Source organism: Lysobacter sp. ISL-50 (assembly GCF_018612875.1).
Classification (GTDB): Bacteria; Pseudomonadota; Gammaproteobacteria; order Xanthomonadales; family Xanthomonadaceae; genus Lysobacter.
Window position 1 is genome coordinate 1 of the sequence record NZ_JAGGRI010000051.1, and the last position, 17,572, is coordinate 17,572.

General features: G+C 66.4%; 19 protein-coding genes. 17 read left to right on the forward strand and 2 right to left on the reverse strand.

Annotated elements, in window-relative coordinates; genetic code table 11:
• The first annotated feature begins 421 nt into the window (after positions 1–421).
• The 17 genes from nth to J7J50_RS22605 all read left to right on the forward strand — a co-directional run bounded on the left by nth (position 422) and on the right by J7J50_RS22605 (position 15,742).
• Positions 422–1,078, forward strand: coding sequence for an endonuclease III (gene nth / locus J7J50_RS22525; RefSeq protein ID WP_251044435.1), 657 nt, complete (start codon positions 422–424; stop codon positions 1,076–1,078).
• Between the two features lie 145 nt (positions 1,079–1,223).
• Positions 1,224–2,468: a porin gene (locus J7J50_RS22530; RefSeq protein WP_215060129.1), complete on the forward strand. Its 1,245-nt coding sequence runs from the start codon at positions 1,224–1,226 to the stop codon at positions 2,466–2,468.
• A 315-nt stretch (positions 2,469–2,783) separates the two neighbouring features.
• Entirely contained in the window at positions 2,784–3,782 is a 999-nt protein-coding gene (gene pstS / locus J7J50_RS22535; protein WP_343222560.1) for a phosphate ABC transporter substrate-binding protein PstS, read from the forward strand.
• A gap of 387 nt (positions 3,783–4,169) precedes the next feature.
• Positions 4,170–5,258, forward strand: a complete 1,089-nt coding sequence (pstS, locus tag J7J50_RS22540; RefSeq protein WP_215060134.1) for a phosphate ABC transporter substrate-binding protein PstS — start codon at positions 4,170–4,172, stop codon at positions 5,256–5,258.
• Positions 5,259–5,408: 150 nt separating this feature from the next.
• Positions 5,409–5,615 carry a hypothetical protein gene (locus J7J50_RS22545; protein ID WP_148648924.1) on the forward strand — a complete coding sequence of 69 codons (207 nt, stop codon included), beginning with the start codon at positions 5,409–5,411 and terminating at the stop codon, positions 5,613–5,615.
• The gene (gene pstC, locus J7J50_RS22550; protein WP_215060137.1) at positions 5,612–6,583 is read left to right on the forward strand and encodes a phosphate ABC transporter permease subunit PstC; all 972 of its coding nucleotides are present in this window, start codon (positions 5,612–5,614) and stop codon (positions 6,581–6,583) included. Before J7J50_RS22545 ends, pstC begins: the two co-directional genes overlap by 4 nt.
• Positions 6,583–7,491, forward strand: coding sequence for a phosphate ABC transporter permease PstA (pstA, locus tag J7J50_RS22555; RefSeq protein WP_215060139.1), 909 nt, complete (start codon positions 6,583–6,585; stop codon positions 7,489–7,491). Before pstC ends, pstA begins: the two co-directional genes overlap by 1 nt.
• Before the next feature lie 34 nt (positions 7,492–7,525).
• Positions 7,526–8,338 (forward strand): phosphate ABC transporter ATP-binding protein PstB, encoded by an 813-nt coding sequence (gene pstB / locus J7J50_RS22560; protein WP_215060164.1) that lies wholly within the window; start codon positions 7,526–7,528, stop codon positions 8,336–8,338.
• 156 nt (positions 8,339–8,494) lie between these two features.
• Positions 8,495–9,205, forward strand: coding sequence for a phosphate signaling complex protein PhoU (gene phoU, locus J7J50_RS22565; RefSeq protein ID WP_215060146.1), 711 nt, complete (start codon positions 8,495–8,497; stop codon positions 9,203–9,205).
• Positions 9,206–9,388: 183 nt separating this feature from the next.
• Positions 9,389–10,075: a sigma-70 family RNA polymerase sigma factor gene (locus J7J50_RS22570; protein WP_251044432.1), complete on the forward strand. Its 687-nt coding sequence runs from the start codon at positions 9,389–9,391 to the stop codon at positions 10,073–10,075.
• A 213-nt stretch (positions 10,076–10,288) separates the two neighbouring features.
• A complete protein-coding gene (locus J7J50_RS22575) occupies positions 10,289–10,759 on the forward strand; it encodes a hypothetical protein (RefSeq protein ID WP_215060148.1) in 471 nt (156 codons plus the stop codon).
• 19 nt (positions 10,760–10,778) lie between these two features.
• Positions 10,779–11,672 (forward strand): DUF692 domain-containing protein, encoded by an 894-nt coding sequence (locus J7J50_RS22580; RefSeq protein ID WP_215060150.1) that lies wholly within the window; start codon positions 10,779–10,781, stop codon positions 11,670–11,672.
• Between the two features lie 3 nt (positions 11,673–11,675).
• Complete coding sequence (locus J7J50_RS22585; protein WP_215060153.1) at positions 11,676–12,464, forward strand: putative DNA-binding domain-containing protein; 789 nt, start codon at positions 11,676–11,678, stop codon at positions 12,462–12,464.
• A gap of 62 nt (positions 12,465–12,526) precedes the next feature.
• Positions 12,527–13,228: a DoxX family protein gene (locus tag J7J50_RS22590; protein WP_215060155.1), complete on the forward strand. Its 702-nt coding sequence runs from the start codon at positions 12,527–12,529 to the stop codon at positions 13,226–13,228.
• Positions 13,229–13,302: 74 nt separating this feature from the next.
• A complete protein-coding gene (rnt, locus tag J7J50_RS22595) occupies positions 13,303–13,947 on the forward strand; it encodes a ribonuclease T (protein WP_057943527.1) in 645 nt (214 codons plus the stop codon).
• Positions 13,948–13,990: 43 nt separating this feature from the next.
• A complete protein-coding gene (locus tag J7J50_RS22600; RefSeq protein ID WP_215060156.1) occupies positions 13,991–14,962 on the forward strand; it encodes a hypothetical protein in 972 nt (323 codons plus the stop codon).
• A 165-nt stretch (positions 14,963–15,127) separates the two neighbouring features.
• A complete protein-coding gene (locus tag J7J50_RS22605; protein WP_215060159.1) occupies positions 15,128–15,742 on the forward strand; it encodes a glycoside hydrolase family 19 protein in 615 nt (204 codons plus the stop codon).
• 88 nt (positions 15,743–15,830) lie between these two features.
• Here J7J50_RS22605 and sugE read toward each other — a convergent pair whose 3' ends face one another.
• Both sugE and rlmB read right to left on the reverse strand, forming a co-directional pair.
• Entirely contained in the window at positions 15,831–16,142 is a 312-nt protein-coding gene (gene sugE, locus J7J50_RS22610; RefSeq protein ID WP_057943530.1) for a quaternary ammonium compound efflux SMR transporter SugE, read from the reverse strand.
• Between the two features lie 292 nt (positions 16,143–16,434).
• Positions 16,435–17,190, reverse strand: a complete 756-nt coding sequence (gene rlmB, locus J7J50_RS22615) for a 23S rRNA (guanosine(2251)-2'-O)-methyltransferase RlmB (protein ID WP_215060162.1) — start codon at positions 17,188–17,190, stop codon at positions 16,435–16,437.
• Positions 17,191–17,572 lie beyond the last annotated feature (382 nt).

The window sequence follows — 17,572 nt, forward strand, 5'->3', positions numbered from 1 at the left end:
GCGCCGCTCCCATCGCCGCGAGCGAGGTCGCCGACGCGCTTGTCGAAGCGGCACCGCCGCCGCGCACCGCCCTGCCCAGCGCCGCCGCGGCCGCGCTCGCGCGCGCCAAGGCCAAAGCCGCGCAGCGCGGACCCACCTGAGTCACGAATCCCGCATGCCCAAGACCGCGCCCGCCAAGAAGCCAGCCAAGTCCTCCATCGCCCCCAAACCCGCGGACGCCAAAGCTCCGGCGAAGACAGCGGCGAAAAAGAAATCGACCGGCCGCGCGTCCACGCCGGCGGTGAAGAAACCGGCGAAGGCCGTCCGCGTTTCGAGCAAGCCCGCGCCCGCCGGACGCGCCACGGCGAAGACCGCCGGCGCGAAACCGTCCAGGCGCACGGCCGCCGCCGACGCACCGGTCAAGGAGCGCAGCGGCGCGCAGATGAAACCGGCGCAGATCGAGGACATGTTCGCGCGCCTGCGGGCGCTCAACCCCGCGCCGACCACCGAGCTCGAATACACCACGCCTTATGAATTGCTGGTCGCCGTCGCGCTGTCGGCGCAGTCCACCGATGTCGGCGTCAACAAAGCCACGCGCAAGTTGTTTCCCGTCGCCAATACGCCGCGGCAGATCGCCGCCCTCGGGGTCGAGGGCCTCAAGCCTTATATCGCCACGATCGGCCTGTTCAATACCAAGGCCGCGAACGTGGTCGCGCTGTCGCAACAGTTATTGGACCGGCACGGCGGCGAAGTGCCGCGCGATCGCGCCGCGCTGGAAGCGCTGCCCGGCGTCGGCCGCAAGACCGCCAACGTGGTGCTCAACACCGCCTTCGGCGAGCCGACCATCGCGGTGGACACGCACATCTTCCGCGTCTCCAACCGCACCGGTCTCGCGCCGGGCAAGGATGTGCTCGCGGTCGAGCACAAGCTGCTCAAAGTGGTGCCCGATACCTACCTTCAAGATGCGCATCACTGGCTAATCCTGCACGGACGTTACGTTTGCAAGGCACGAAAACCGGATTGCCCGCACTGTGCGATCCGTGATCTTTGTCGTTTTCCGGACAAGACGCCGGGCGAGCCCGACCCCGTAGCCGCTTGATCGCAAAGGTAATTGTGGTGGCAACAGCGCCGTTGCCCGAGCGTCATCGCTCCGTCATGCCCGCGAAATAAGTCAGTTCTGTCACATTTACGCAACTTTCACACCCTAGCCTGCGCGGCATCTCTCCACGCCTCAGGGCTAGACCATGAAACTCTCGCGCAACACCCTTGCCGTCGCGCTGCTCGCCGCCCTCGTGGCGCCGGCCGCACACGCCGAAGTCGCTCTCGACGTCATCGGCAACTCGGAAGTCTCCTTCGAAGGTCTGGTCCAGGCGGATTTCTACAAGTTCGACACCGACACCATCGACTACGGCGCCGACGTGCCGGGCACCGACGTCGACGGCAAGGAGTCGCTCAACGAACTGCGCCGCGCCGAACTGGTGCTCAAGGGCAAGGGCCCGGGCAACATCGAATGGGTGCTGGGCTACGACGCCAAGGACGACAAGTTCCTCGACGCCAACATCAAGTACAAGTTCGGCAACAACGCCAACCACTTCATCCAGGTCGGCCAGTACAAGCAGCCCGGCGCGACGATGGAAGAGTTGTCCTCGACCAAGAACAACGACTTCATCTCCAAGTCCTCGATCACCAACAGCCTGGGCACCGCGCGCCGCGTCGGCGCGCAGTACAACTACGGCGACAACAACTGGGGCTTGACCGCGAGCTACTTCGGCCGCGAGCTGACCCGCAACCGCGAGCACGGCGCCGGCTACGGCCTGCGCGGCTACTACGCTCCGATCAACGAAGCCGGCAACATCCTGCACTTCGGCGCGTCCTACTCGAACAAGGACACCGACGCCGACGGCATCCGTCTGCGCGCGCGTCCGATGGCCGACATGGTCTCGACCCGCTTCATCGACACCGGCAGCAGCGTCACCAGCGCCAACACCCTCAACAACCGCAGCGACCGCAGCGACCGCGTCAGCGTGATCGGCGCCGAAGGCCTGTGGGTCAAGGGCCCGTTCAAGCTGCAGGGCGAGTACATGACCATCGACGTCAAGCGCCTCAACGGCTTGAGCGATTTCAGCGGCGACGGTTTCTACGTCTCGGGTCTGTGGAACATCAGCGGCGAGACCTGGGGCTACAAGGCCGGCGCCCCGACCACGCCCCTGCCGAGCGATCCGGCCAAGGGCATGTGGCAGCTGGGCCTGCGCTACGACGCCATCGATCTCAACGACGGCAGCCCGATCGCCGGCACCAATCGCGTCAACGGCGTGCTCGGCGGCAAGATGGATTCGTGGACGCTCGGCGTGAACTGGTACTGGCGCTCGAACTTCAAGTTCATGCTGAACTACGTGATGGTCGATCAGGAAAAGTACAGCACCACGCTGCGCGCGAAGGCCGAAGACAACCCGAACGTCTTCGAAGCGCGCATGCAGTTCTACTGGTAAGGCAATGCCGCCGGCGCGGACTCGTTCGCGCCGGCGGAAGCATCTCTCTCCCCCTCGATCGAATTCGGTCGTTCCAGGGCGCGGCCGTGCCGCGCCCTTTTTTTGCTCGCGCCCTCACCGCCGATGACCGCCCGCCGGGCGCCCGATTCGGCGAGCAATGACCGCTACCGCGCATCGTCCAGTCGGGCATGTCATCCAATTGTCATGACTCCGACCCGCGACTGTCATCGAACTGTTATGGAATTCGCCGCAACGGATTCGTGCCAGCCGTCTCTCTTCAGGAGCCCCATCGTGTTCAACTCCCGTTCCTTCCGCGTGACCGCGCTTGCACTGGCCGTCTCGTTCGCAGCATTCAGCGCGCAGGCCGCCGACGTGACCGGCGCCGGCGCTTCCTTCGTCTACCCGGTGATGTCCAAGTGGTCCTCGGACTACGCCAAGGCCACCAGCAAGAAGGTCAACTACCAGTCGATCGGTTCCGGCGGCGGTATCGCCCAGATCAAGGCCGCGACGGTGGACTTCGGTTCTTCCGACGCCCCGCTCAAGCCCGAAGAGCTGGCCAAGTTCGGCCTGGCCCAGTTCCCGTCGGTGATCGGCGGCGTGGTGCCGGTGATCAACGTGCCGGGCGTGGCCTCGGGCGCGATGAAGCTCGACGGCGAGACCCTGGGCAACATCTTCCTGGGCAAGATCACCAACTGGAACGATCCGGCCATCGTCGCCCTCAACGGCGGCCTGCAACTGCCCGACAAGAAGATCACCGTCGTGCATCGCTCCGACGGTTCGGGCACCACCTTCAACTTCGCCAACTACCTGTCGAAGGTCAACGCCGAGTGGAAGACCTCGGTCGGCGAAGGCACCGCGGTCAAGTGGCCGATCGGCATCGGCGGCAAGGGCAACGAAGGCGTCGCCGCTTACGTCAAGCAGATCCAGGGCGGCATCGGCTATGTCGAGCTGTCGTACGCGCTGCAGAACAAGATGTCGTACTCGCGCATGAAGAACGCCGACGGCAAGTTCGTGCTGCCGACCGACGAGACCTTCGGCGCGGCCGCCGCCAGCGCCGATTGGGCCGGTGCGAAGGACTTCTACCTGGTCATGACCAACGCGCCGGGCGAGAACTCCTGGCCGATCACCGCGACCAACTTCATCCTGATGTACAAGCAGCCGAAGAACGCCGAAGGCGCCAAGAACGCGAAGGAATTCTTCCGCTGGGTCTACACCAACGGCGACCAGCAGGCCAAGTCGCTGGACTACGTGCCGCTGCCCGACGCGCTGGTCAAGCAGGTCGAGAGCTATTGGTCGGCGAACATGAACTACTGATCGGCCAGATCGTCCGGCGCACGCCGGTCGGATCCGGGGGGTTCCGACAGATCAGGGGAGATCGGACGAAACGGGCCTTCGGGCCCGTTTTGTTTTTGTGGGGTGTGTTCAGGAAACGAGGACGAAGCCCTTCTCCCGCTGGCGGGAGAAGGTGGCCCGAAGGGCCGGATGAGGGCCGCCAGCCCCGCGGCCGACCCTCCCCCAGTCAAGCCGATTGTTACGTCCCGATCACCCCGGAACCACGCAAAACCGCGACGCCCGGCACCGCCCCCGGCCTTTCACTACAGATTGATGACGAATCGATGTCATAGCGGTGTAACAAAAAGATCATCAAATGGCGCCACCAAGCCGGCGCCCATGCCGGCCCCTCCCCTCACGGAGTTCCGCATGAAATCCTCGCCGGCCCGCATCGCCGTCCTCTCTCTCGCCATCGCTCTGGCGGCCGCCGCATGCGGCGGCAAACAGAATCCGGCGCCCGCCGCGGGCGACGCCAAGACCGACGCGGCCGCTCCGGCCGGCGATCAGGTCGCCGCGCAGATCACCGGCGCCGGCGCGAGCTTCGTCTACCCGCTGATCTCCAAGTGGTCGTCGGACTACAACAAGGCCACCGGCGCCAAGGTCAACTACCAGTCGATCGGCTCCGGCGGCGGCATCGCCCAGATCAAGGCCGCGACGGTCGATTTCGGCTCCTCCGACAAGCCGCTGCCCAGCGATGAACTCGCCGCGGCCGGCCTGGGCCAGTTCCCGTCCGCCATCGGCGGCGTGGTCCCGGTGATCAACGTGGACGGCGTCGAGGCCGGCAAGCTGCGCCTCACCGGCCCGCTGCTGGCGGACATCTTCCTCGGCACGGTCAGCAAGTGGAACGACCCGGCGATCGCCGCGGCCAATCCGGGCGTGACCCTGCCCGATCTGAAGATCAACGTCGTCCATCGCTCCGACGGTTCGGGCACGACCTTCAACTTCTCCAACTACCTGTCCAAGGTCAGCCCGCAGTGGAAGACCAAGGTCGGCGAAGGCACCTCGGTGCAGTGGCCGGGCGGCGTCGGCGGCAAGGGCAACGAGGGCGTGGCCTCCTACGTGATGCAGATCAAGGGCTCGATCGGCTACGTCGAACTGGCCTACGCGGTGCAGAACAAGATGGCGCACACCCAGTTGCAGAACGCGGCCGGCCAGTTCGTGCAGCCCAACGCGGAAGCCTTCGCCGCCGCGGCCTCGACCGCCGACTGGGCCAACGCGAAAGACTTCAACCTGATCATCACCAACGCCGCCGGCGAGAAGTCCTGGCCGATCACCGCGACCAATTTCATCCTGATGTACAAGCAGCCCAAGGACGCCAAGCGCAGCGCCGACACCCGCGCGTTCTTCAAGTGGGCCTTCGAGAACGGCCAGGATCAGGCCAAGTCGCTGGACTACGTGCCGCTGCCGCCGGAACTGGTCAAGCAGATCGAGGCGTATTGGGCGGCCGAGTTCAAATGACGCATCGGCCCGCGCCCGCAAAGCGGGCGCGGGTGAGCGGATGCGTTTGCGAGCCGCCGGCTCGCGCATCCGCGAACGCCAGGGCGACCCGCCCTGGCCGGGACGCGAAAGAAACAAGAGTGATGCCACCTATCTGAAAGGTTTGTCGCGATGCAGCCCTGGATCCCCGCCTTCGCGGGGATGACGGAAAAAACGAAGTCGCTGGATCCCCGCGTTCGCGGGGATGACGAGCAAAAGCCAAGCCCCATGACGAACAGCCGGCTCAACGCAACAACGCCGTACCGCACTCCCGGTTTCACGCAAAGCACCAAGCCCGCCACCGCAAGCCCGGCCAAGACGGATCTCCCCTCGCAATGAACGCGACCGCCCTACCCGCTTCAAACGGCGTCTCCGCCCGCGATCGCACCGACGCGCGCAACGATCGATTCTTCCGTTACTTCGTCACCTCCACCGCCATCTTCGTTCTGGTCGCCCTCGCCGGCGCCGCGCTGTCGATGCTGTGGGGCGGCCGCGCCGTGCTCGCATCGGAAGGCCTGAACTTCTTCACCTCCAGCGACTGGAACCCGGCCGCGGACAAGTACGGCGCGCTGGTGCCGATCTACGGCACCATCGTCACCGCGGTGATCGCGATGGTGATCGCCGTGCCGATCAGCTTCGGCATCGCCTTCTTCCTGACCGAAGTCGCGCCGCGCTGGGCGCGCGGCCCGATCGGCACCGCGATCGAACTGCTCGCCGGCATCCCCTCGATCATCTATGGCATGTGGGGCTTCTTCGTGCTGATGCCGGTGATGCGCGAACACATCATCCCCTGGCTCATCGACCACGTCGGCCCGCTGCCGCTGATCGGGCCGCTGTTCCAGGGACCGCCGATCGGCGTGGGCATGCTGACCTCGGGCCTGGTCCTGTCGATCATGATCATCCCCTTCATTTCCTCGGTGATGCGCGAAGTCTTCCTGACCGTGCCGACCCGGCTCAAGGAATCGGCCTACGCGCTGGGCTCGACCAAATGGGAAGTGAGCTGGGACATCGTCCTGCCGTACACGCGCTCGGCGGTGATCGGCGGCGTGTTCCTCGGCCTGGGCCGCGCGCTCGGCGAGACCATGGCGGTCGCCTTCGTGATCGGCAACGCGGTGCAGTTCACCCCGTCGCTGATCGATCCGAGCACGACCATCGCCGCGCTGATCGCGAACGACTTCGGCGAAGCCTCGGAAACCTATCGCTCGGCGCTGGTGCTGCTCGGCTTCGTGCTGTTCATCGTCACCTTCGTGGTGCTGGCCGCCGCTCGCCTGATGTTGATGCAACTGTCCCGCAAGGAGGGCAACTGATGGCCACCGCCTTCGCCACCGATGCCCGCGGCCGGGCCGCGGACAAGCTGTATCGCCGCCGCCGCGTCGTCAACGTCATCGCCCTCACCCTGGCCTGCGCGGCCGCGGTGTTCGGCCTGGCGTTCCTGGGCTGGATCCTGTGGACGCTGCTGGTCAAGGGACTGGGCGGCGTGAACCTGGACTTGTTCATCCGCGACCAGCCGCCGCCGATGGAAGCCGGCGGCCTGCGCAACGCCATCTTCGGCAGCATCGCCATGTGCACGATGGGCCTGCTGATCGGCACCCCGCTCGGCATCGCCGCCGGCACCTGGCTCGCCGAATACGGCAACAAGCGCAAGTTCGGCACCGTGGTGCGTTTCGTCAACGACATCCTGCTGTCGGCGCCGTCGATCGTGCTGGGCCTGTTCGTGTACGCGGTGTTCGTCGCCAAGCCGACTCCGGACAGCAACGCGCTGTTGGGCTTCTCGGCGCTGTCGGGCGCGATCGCGCTGGCCTTCATCGTGTTGCCGGTGGTGGTGCGCACCACCGACGAAATGCTGCGGCTGGTGCCGGGGCAGATGCGCGAAGCGGCGCTGTCGCTGGGCGTGCCGCAATGGAAGGTGATCGTGCAGGTGCTGTACAAGTCGGCGCTGCCGGGCATCGTCACCGGCGTGCTGCTGGCGCTGGCGCGAATCTCCGGCGAAACCGCGCCGCTGCTGTTCACCGCCTTCGGCAATTCGTTCTGGACCGTGGATGTGACCGGGCCGATGGCCGCGGTCTCGATCGTGATGTTCAACTTCGCCGGCAAGGGCTACGAGAACTGGGAACACATCGCCTGGGCCGGCGCCCTGGTCCTGACCGCGTTCGTGCTGCTGGTCAGCCTGGTCGCCCGCGCGCTTCTACTGCGAAACAAAATCAGCCATGACTGACCTGTCAACCGTCAACACCGAGCGAACCCCGGCCATGAAAGACGCACGTCTCACCGTCGCCGCTCCCGACCGCGACGCGGTCGTCGGCGCCAATCCGGTCAAGCTCGCCGCGCGCGGCCTGGACTTCTATTACGACAAGTTCCACGCCCTCAAGTCGATCAACCTGGAAATCCCGGAGAAGCAGGTCACCGCGCTGATCGGGCCGTCGGGTTGCGGCAAGTCCACCCTGCTGCGCATCTTCAACCGCATCTACGCGCTGTATCCCAAGCTGGAAGCGCGCGGCGAAGTGGTGCTGGACGGCGAGAACATCCTCGACCCGAAGTACCCGATGAACCGCCTGCGCAGCAAGGTCGGCATGGTGTTCCAAAAGCCGGTGCCGTTCCCGATGACCATCTTCGAGAACGTGGCCTACGGCATCCGCCATCATGAGAAGCTGTCGAAGTCGGAAATGAACGACCGCGTCGAGCACGCGCTGCGCCAGGGCGCGCTGTGGGACGAGGTCAAGGACAAGCTGAGCCAGAGCGCGCTGGGCCTGTCCGGCGGCCAGCAGCAGCGTTTGTGCATCGCCCGCGCGGTGGCGCTCAAGCCCTCGGTGCTGCTGCTGGACGAACCGACCTCGGCGCTGGACCCGATCTCCACCAGCCGCATCGAGCAACTGGTCGAAGAGCTCAAGAAGGACTACACGATCGCGATCGTGACCCACAACATGCAGCAGGCCGCGCGTGTGTCCGATTTCACCGCCTTCATGTACCTGGGCGACCTGATCGAGCACGGCCCGACCGAACAGATTTTCTCCAAACCGACCAAGCAGCAGACCGAGGATTACATTACGGGGCGCTTTGGTTGATTCAACGGGAATCGGGAATGGGGAATCGGGAATCGTTAAAAGCGAAAAGCCCGCCCCGTCCCGCCGTTGACCCTGCCGTTGCCTTTCCGATTCCCGATTCCCGATTCCCGTTCCCAGATTCCCGTTCCCCTACTCCCTATTTCCGGCGGTACCGCCATGAGCACCCACATGCACGACCACATCGTCAAGAGCTACGACGACGAGCAGCGCCGCCTGCTCGACGAAACCCTGCGCATGGGCGAGATGGCCGCGTCCCAGCTCGAATCCGCGCTCGACGTGGTCCAGCGCCGCGACGACAAGGCCGCCGAGCGCATCATCGCCAACGATGAGGCCATCGACGCGCTGGAGCAGGAAATCAGCCACGACGTCATGAAGCTGGCCCTGCGCGGGCCGATGGCGCGGGATCTGCGCGAGATCCTGGCCGCGATTCGCATCGCCGCCGACATCGAGCGCGTCGGCGACTACGCCGCCAACGTCGCCAAGCGCTCCACCGCGCTGAACCTGTCGCCGCCGCTGCCGCACGTGGCCGGGCTGCACGCGCTGGGCACGCTGGCGGTCAAGCAGCTGCGCGACGTGTTGTCGGCCTATCGCGACAACGACATCGAGCTGGCTCAGCGCGTGCGCGAGCGCGATGCCGAGATCGACACCGCCTACACCGGCCTGTTCCGCGAACTGCTCACCTACATGATGGAAGACGCGCGCAGCATCACCGCCTGCACCCATCTGCTGTTCATGGCCAAGAACATCGAGCGGGTCGGCGACCACGCCACCAACATCGCCGAGAACGTCTGGTTCCTGGTCAAGGGCGAAGAACTGCTGCCGCCGCGCGAGAAGCGCGACGACACCAACACCACCGGCGCGATCTGATCCGCCCAGCGCCCGCGGCCATCGCGGGCGCATTCATCGGCGCCGCCGTCGCGCATCGCGGCGCACGTTGCACTGCAGCAAGCTTCGGCGAGCGCCCGCTCGCCCCATCCCTCGCCGTATCCCGCGCGCCGCATCGCCGCCCCGGCGGCCGTCGCGCGCGCCGATCCGGTCGCGGCCAAGTCCTTGCTGCGCAAGGGCTGCAAACGGTTACATGCCGATCTCGATGAACCCGTTCTAAACGCGGCTGTCACCTCGACGCGATTCCGCGAATCCGATCGCGTCCTACCCAACTCTTGGTACGTACACGCGACACCGCGTCGCAGTGTATTTTTACTGGACTGGGAGGAGACCCGGATGACGGTATTGATGGCTAACGGAGATTTGGCCGCCGCCCGCTCGGGCGACCCGGCCGCTTTGGAGCGGGTGCTGATCCACTCGCGCCAGGATCTGCGCCGTTACGCCGAGTACCACTGCGTCATCAACGACATCGAGGACGCGGTGCAGGAAAGCCTGATCACGATCTCGCGCAAGCTGCGCGACCTGCGCGTGCTCGAGTGCTTCGTCTCCTGGACCTTCCGCATCGTCAAGCGCGAATGCAATCGCTTCAAGCGCGGCCGGCGCATGCTCAGCGGCGAGATGATCACCGAGGACATCCTGCCGGTCGTCACGCCCGAGCCGGCCGAATGGCGCCATGATGTCGCCGCGGCATTGGAATCGTTACCCGTGCACTATCGCCAGATCATTCTCCTGCGCGATCTTGAAGGCCTGAGCATCGCCGAGATCGGCGACCGGCTGGGCACCACCCGCGAAGCGGTGAAGTCGCGCCTGCACCGGGCCCGCGCGCTGGCGCGCGAGTATCTGGATGCCTGACTGCATCCACGCCGCGATCGCCCCCGTATCCATTCGCACCGACATTCGCCATACCCCACCGCAACAAACCCGCTGCACGCAACACCCGCACCATGTGGCTGCTCACGATTCGCCCTGGCAACAATGCAAGACCGCTTTACATGCGGCCCCGGCACTCCGGGCCGTCAATCCAACGGCGGGACACCCGCCCTCATCGCCACACAGGAGTCATCCATGTCCAAGCAAATCAAGAAGCCCCTCGCCCTCGCTCTCGGCGCCACCCTCATCGGTGGTCTGAGCCTGTCGGCTTCCGCGTTCGCGATGAGCGATCTGTCGCAGGGTTACCTGCTCGGCGCCCAGCAGGCTCCGCCGGCCGCCGAGAAGGCCGCCGACGCCAAGGCCGCCGCCGACACCACCAAGCACGCCGAAGGCAGCTGCGGCGCCGACAAGAAGGCCGGTAAGGAAGGCAGCTGCGGCGCCGACAAGAAAGCCGGCAAGGAAGGCAGCTGTGGCGCCGACAAGAAGGCCGGCAAGGAAGGCAGCTGCGGCGCCGACAAGAAGCACGCCGAAGGCAAATGCGGCGAAGGCAAGTGCGGCGCCGACAAGAAGGCGGGCGCTGCCAAGGCCGTGAAGACCGGCGAAGGCGCCGCCAAGAAGGTCGGTGAAGGCAAGTGCGGCGAAGGCAAGTGCGGCGGTTCGATCTGATCGCGCAGCACGACTGACGATGGACGGCATGCATCCACTGTCTTCGGATGCCGTCGGCCTCGGCCTGCGGCGGGCCCTGCTGGGCCCGCTGCAGTCCGCGCCGTTCGGCGCCGGCGCGCGCCGGGATTTCGACTTCCTGGAATGCGCTCCGGAAAACTGGATCGGCATCGGCGGCGTCTACGGCGAAGCGCTGCGCGAGTTGTCCTCGCGTTATCCGCTGGTCTGCCACGGCCTGTCGCTGTCGCTGGGCGGCACCGCGCCGCTGGACGAAACCTTCCTCGCCCGGGTGCGCCGTTTTCTCGACGAACACCATGTCGCCCGCTACAGCGAACATCTGAGCTACTGCAGCGACGACGGCCATCTGTACGACCTGCTGCCGATTCCGTTCACGGAAGAAGCCGTGCACCACGTCGCCGCGCGCATCCGCCGCACCCAGGACATCGTCGGCCGCCGCATCGCGGTGGAGAACGCCTCCTACTACGCCGCGCCGCACCAGGAAATGAGCGAAATCGAGTTCACCCGCGCGATCTTGACGGAGGCCGACTGCGATCTGCTGCTGGACGTCAACAACGTCTACGTCAACTCGATCAATCACCGCTACGACGCACGCGAATTCATCCGCGCGATGCCGCACGAACGCATCGCCTACATCCACGTGGCCGGGCACTACGATGAAGCCGACGATCTGAAAGTCGACACCCACGGCGCGCCGGTCAAGAACGAGGTCTGGTCGCTGCTCGGCGACGCTTACCGCATGTTCGGCGCGCGCCCGACGCTGCTGGAGCGCGACTTCAATTTCCCGCCGTACCAGGAACTGGTCGATGAGCTGGACATCGTGCGTCGCGTGCTGAGCGAATCCGCCCACGCCGCCGCGCCCGAACGCGACGCCGCGCGCCGCGCCCAGCGCGCCTGAGCCATGAACGACGCCCCCTCGCGCCTGCGTGCGCAACAGTTCGAACTCACCCGCCATCTGCGCGATCCCAGCGCCAGCCCGGCGCCCGCCGGCCTGGAAGACCGGCGCCTGGGCATCTACCGCGATCTGCTGTTCAACAATATCGAAGGCCTGCTGTCGGGCAATTTCCCGGTCATCCGCAAGCTGCTCGGCGAACAGCGCTGGGAGCGGTTGGTGCGCGATTTCTATCGCGACTACCGCTGCCACACGCCGTTGTTCGCCGAAATCGCGCGCGAATTCCTGCGTTATCTGCAGGAACTCGAAGCCGTCGGCGCAGCGCTGCCGGCGCCGTTCCTGCCCGAGCTGGCGCACTACGAATGGGTGGAGCTGGCGCTGCAACTCAGCGACGCGCAGGCGCCGCGCGACGATGCCGACATCGGCGACGACGAACTGCTCGCGCACGCGCCGCAGTTGTCGCCGCTGGCCTGGCCGCTGGCCTACGCCTGGCCGGTGCACCGGCTGGGCCCGGATTTCCAGCCCGCGGCGCCGCCGCCCGCGCCCACCCTGGTGTTGCTGCGCCGCGAAGCCGACGGCGAGGTGCGTTTCTCCGAACTCAGTCCGCTGGCTTATCGGCTGGTCGAACGCATCGGCGAATCGCCGCGCTTGTCCGCGCGCGAGCAACTGCAGGCGCTGGCGCAGGAAGCCGGCAGCGACGACGTCGCCGCCTTCCTCGAACTCGGCCAGGGCCTGCTGCGGCAGATGCGCGCCAGCGCCGTGATCTTTTTTTCCCGCGCGGCGAATCCTTCCGCCTGATCGCGGACTCTTAGTCAGAGCAAGCGCCGGCGTTTCCGGCGCGGTTCTGTACGGAGTCCAGCATGGCCGTTGCCTGTGTCCCCTTCTTCGGCGCCCTGCGCGATCGCCTCGACGGCGTCGGGGCCTGGCTCGCTCCCTTGGGCCTGCGCGCGGTGCTGGCTTGGGAGTTCTATGAATCCGGGCGCGAAAAACTGCGGGGCGAGAACTGGTTCGGCGCGATCATGTCGGACTTCCCGTTTCCCTTCGACCGCGTGCCCGCCGGCCTGAGCTGGAGCATGGCCACCTGGTTCGAATTGCTCGGCGGCCTCGCCCTGCTGCTCGGACTGGCCACGCGCGCGGTCGCCGCCTCGTTGTTCGTGCTGACCGTGGTGGCGATTGCGGCGGTGCACTGGCCGCGCGACTGGATGGGCCTGAGCCAACTCGCGCAAGGCTATGCGATCAGCGACGACGGCGCCGGCAACTACAAACTGCCGCTGCTGTTCCTGGTGATGCTGTGGCCGCTGATCCTGGGCGGCGCCGGCCGCCTGAGCCTGGACGCGGCGCTGGCGCGCGCGTTGCCGGCGGCGTCGGCGCGCAACGATCTGCTTGGCTGGGGTCTGGTCCTGCTGCCGTTCGGCGGGGTCGTGGCGATGCTGCTGCCGGTGCCGGGCCTGACCCTGGCCGGGCTCGGCGCAGCGGCGCTGCTGATCGCGGCGCGGTCGCGCACCAGCCGTTTGCGCCTGCCCCACATCGAAGCACAGGCCGCGGGCGAGCGCCGTCGCTGACCTGCGCGCCGGTTCATGGCGGTCGCGGCGGCCGCGCGGACGAAGCCCGCGCGACAACCTGCTAGGCTTTCGCGATGACCGAAACCGGCCCCCTTCAGACCGCGACCGCCGCGGCGCCCTTCCCCACCACCCTCGCCAACCGTTTCCGCGGCTACCTGCCGGTCGTGGTCGACGTGGAAACCGGCGGCTTCGACTGGAACAAGCACGCGCTGCTGGAAATCGCCGTGCAACCGCTGGAACTGGACGCGCAGGGCCGGATCGTGCCCGGCGAGATCGCCAGCGCCCATGTCGTCCCCGCCGCAGGCATGCAGATCGACCCCAAGTCGCTGGAAATCACCGGCATCGACATCGATCACCCGTTCCGCGACGCCAAGCCCGAGCGCCAGGCGCTGGAAGCGGTGTTCGCGCCGGTGCGCGACGCGGTCAAGCGCCACGGCTGCCAGCGCGCGATCCTGGTCGGCCACAACGCCCATTTCGATCTCAACTTCCTCAACGCCGCGGTCGCCCGCAGCGGCCACAAGCGCAACCCGTTCCACCCCTTCAGCGTGTTCGATACCGTGACCCTGGCCGGCGTCGCCTACGGCCAGACCGTGCTCGCCCGCGCCGTGCAGGCCGCCGGGCTGGACTGGAACGCACAGGAAGCGCATTCGGCGGTGTACGACACTCAGCGCACGGCTGAGTTGTTCTGCAAGATCGTCAATGCGTGGCCGCGGGGCTGATCGGCGCGCCGATCGATCTGCCGGCCTGGACAGGGAACGTCGCATGCCTTCCGCCCAGCCAACCTATCGGTGGATTCCCGGCCACGGCCCGGACCCGGAGGCGCTGCAACGCCTGCGCGAACGCGCGCCGATGCCGAAAGAGCCGATGGGCGAAGCCTGGTTCATGGGCGGCGAGCGACAGATGTATACCGGCCTGATGCAGCCCGATCCGCGGTCCTGGTCCAAGCGCGAACTGGAAAACGCGCTGGAGGCGCTGACATCCGGCCCGCATTCTTTCGGTCACAGCGACGAATGGAGCCGATGGTTCGACTTCCTGCTGCCGCGCGCATTGCAGCGCGACGACGATAGCGAGTTGTACCCGCTGTTGGTCAGCGCGTTGTTCGTGCATTGCCTGGACCCGGCCTTGCCCGGGCGCGATCCGGGTTTCCGTCGCGACCTGCTCGACACCCTGGGCCGCAGGCTGATGGCACCGTCGTGCTGGGACCACGGCCGCGCAGGCGGCAGCGACGGCTTGCTGCGGCCACTGGGCGGCGGCTTCTACGCGATCGCCGCGGACGGCGCGATCGCCGCGGCATGCTGCCTGGTGCTGCGATATCTGGATGCGGATTCGATCGACGGCTGGATCGAATCGGTGCTGGCGATCGACGATCCGGCGTGGCGTTGCGCGTTCGTGGTCTGGCTCGCCGGCGCAGCCGTGCTGATGTTCGACGGCGCACAGCCGGCAAGCATGGGCAACCCGCTTTATCTCGGCATCGGCTGGGACGGACATTGGCTGCTGGACGGCAGTATTCCCGCGCGCAGCCTCGACCCGGACGCGGCGCAGTTCGCGTTCTTCCATCCAGCGCAGGTCTCGGCGCTGTGCGCTTCGCTCAAGCGCCGTCTCGATCTGAGCACAATGCTGGTCTGGGGCGAACAACTGGCGGCGTTGTCGATCCCCGAGTGCGATCGCACGACCACCTTGTGGCAGTACGAAACCGCCGTGGTGCAGGTGCTCGATCGCTACGGCTTGAGCTGAATCGCTCAGCGCCGCACTGCCGAGGCGTGTTTCGCCACTGCAACATCGCGATCTGGCCTTCCCGGCAAAGCGTGCGCGTTCAATGAGACATCGAGCGGCATCGCGCCGCCTCGCCCGGTCCCTGCGCGGCGCGCGCGGGCCGTGGATCATGGACGGGAGGACAGGATGTTCGCTTTCGACGACGAGCAATTTCTCGACGGTTACCGCCGCCGTTTCGGCCCGCTGAACGATCAGCTGGCGCAGGCGCTGCGCTTTCTGATCGGGCGCATCGAGCAGGACGCGAGCTTCACGCAGAACCCGGTGCATCGCAATCAGATCGCCTATTGCCTGGCGACGTTCAAATGGGAGACCGCGCATACGCTGCGGCCGATCGACGAGTTCGGCGACGACGCGCGCTTCAACCGTCTGTACGGCCCGGACACGCGCGTGGGCAAGATGCTCGGCAACACCAAGGCCGGCGACGGCGCGCGCTTCCACGGCCGCGGCTACGTGCAACTGACCGGCCGCGCCAATTACGACCGCGCCGGCAAGCTGCTGGGCATCGATCTGCTCGGCAAGCCCGAAGACGCGAAAAAGCCCGAAGTCGCCTACGCGATCGCGCTGGAAGGCATGAAGAAAGGCTGGTTCACCGGCAAGAAACTGGACAACTACTTCAAGTCCGGACAATTGCCGAACTACGAAGAAGCCAGGCGCATCATCAACGGCCAGGACAAGGCGCAGACCATCGCCGACATCGCCCGCCGCTTCGACGAGTTGCTCTTGAACGCCCACCAGCACTAGCGCCCCTCAAAAAGCCATTCCCCCCTTTGAAAAAGGGGGGTTAGGGGGATTCGCTTTTGCTTGCCGCCCAGGACAAAGCAGCAAAACCTCAAGCCAGCTTCAAGCCAACCAGACCGGCGACGATCAACAACACGCTGACGATGCGCAAGGCATTGGCCGGTTCGTTGAACAGCACCATGCCGAGAATCACAGTGCCGACCGCGCCGACGCCGACCCACACCGCATACGCGGTGCCGACCGGCAGCGACTTCATCGCCACGCCGAGCAGCCCCAGGCTGACGATCATCGCAGCGATGGTGCCGACCGACGGCCACAGTTTGCTGAACCCTTCCGTGTATTTCAGACCGATCGCCCAACCCACTTCGAACAGGCCGGCGAATACGAGCAAGACCCAAGGCATGACAGTGCTCCCATGACGATGGGGCCGTCCCCGGATGAACATCGCGCGATGTACGGATAAGGCCGCGTGGCTGCGCGGAACCGGGTCGTCCCGGTTCGCGGCGAATTATATCGGCGCGGTCGGGCAATGGGCGGCGATGCGGTCGGTGGGGTCAGCGGGGGGTTACATAGCGCGGTGGCGCTTGTGGGAGGGGCTTCAGCCCCGATGCTTTTCGATCCGCCGCGGTGATGCTTCCCGATAACTGATCGAAAAGCATCGGGGCTGAAGCCCCTCCTACAAAAGACTTCACGCATCAACCGCGCTGGCGCACCGCTTCGAACAAGGTCACGCCCGAAGCCACCGACACATTGAGGCTTTCCACGCCGCCGGCCGCGTTGCCGCCGGGCATCGGAATCTTGACCAGCTGATCGCAGTTCTCGCGCGTCAGGCGACGCAGACCGTCGGCTTCGCCGCCCAGCGCCAGGGCGACATTGCCGCGCAGGTCGATCGAATACAACGAAGCCTCGGCCTCGCCGGCCAGGCCGTAGATCCACACGCCGAGCTGCTGCAGATCGCGCATCGCCCGCGCCAGATTCGTCACCGGGATCACCGGGATGCTGTCGGCGGCGCCGGCCGAGGTCTTGCGCACGGTGGCGTTGACCTGCACCGACTTGTCCTTCGGGATGATCACCGCGGTGGCGCTGGCGGCCGCGGCGCTGCGCAGGCAGGCGCCGAGGTTGTGCGGGTCCTGGACGCCGTCGAGGATCAGGATCAGCGCCTTGCCCTGCGCCGCTTCGACCAGCGCTTCAAGCTCGTTCTCGTTCCAGGTCTTGGCCGCGGCGTAGCGCGCGACCACGCCCTGATGGCGCAAATTGCCGACCACGCCTTCCAGCGCACTGGTCGCGACCCGGCGCACGTCGATATCGGCGCGGCGCGCGGCGGTCTCGATCTCGGTCAGGCGCGGGTTCTTGGCGCCGGCTTCGATCAGCACCTCGCGCACGTTGGCGGCGTCGTGCTCGATCGAGGCGGAGACGGCGTTGATGCCGGCGATCCATTGTTTCTGGCTCATGGGGATTCCGTGGGGCTGTCGTGGCCGGGCCGCGGCGGGCGCCGGGGCGCGGCCCGGGCGGCGGGGCTTGGGGGAGCGATTCTAAGCTACCCGCGGGTTTTCGGCTTTTTTGCTGTCCCGTCACCAATCACCCGCCTCCTCGCCCGATCAGTTCCCCCCTTTGAAAAAGGGTGAAGGGCCGCGCTTGCGAACCGCAGGATCGCGCGGCACTGAACGCCCACAGGCTATGCCTGTGGGCCGGAGGGCCAGGGGGATTTGCTTTTGCCGGCCGAGGCCCGGAAGCCGCCAAAGCAAAAGCAAAGGGGCTGTCCTAGATAAGGATTCGATCTAGGATGAGAAATGGCGATAAGTCGTTGTCGGATAAGCAAAAAAGACCAGTTCA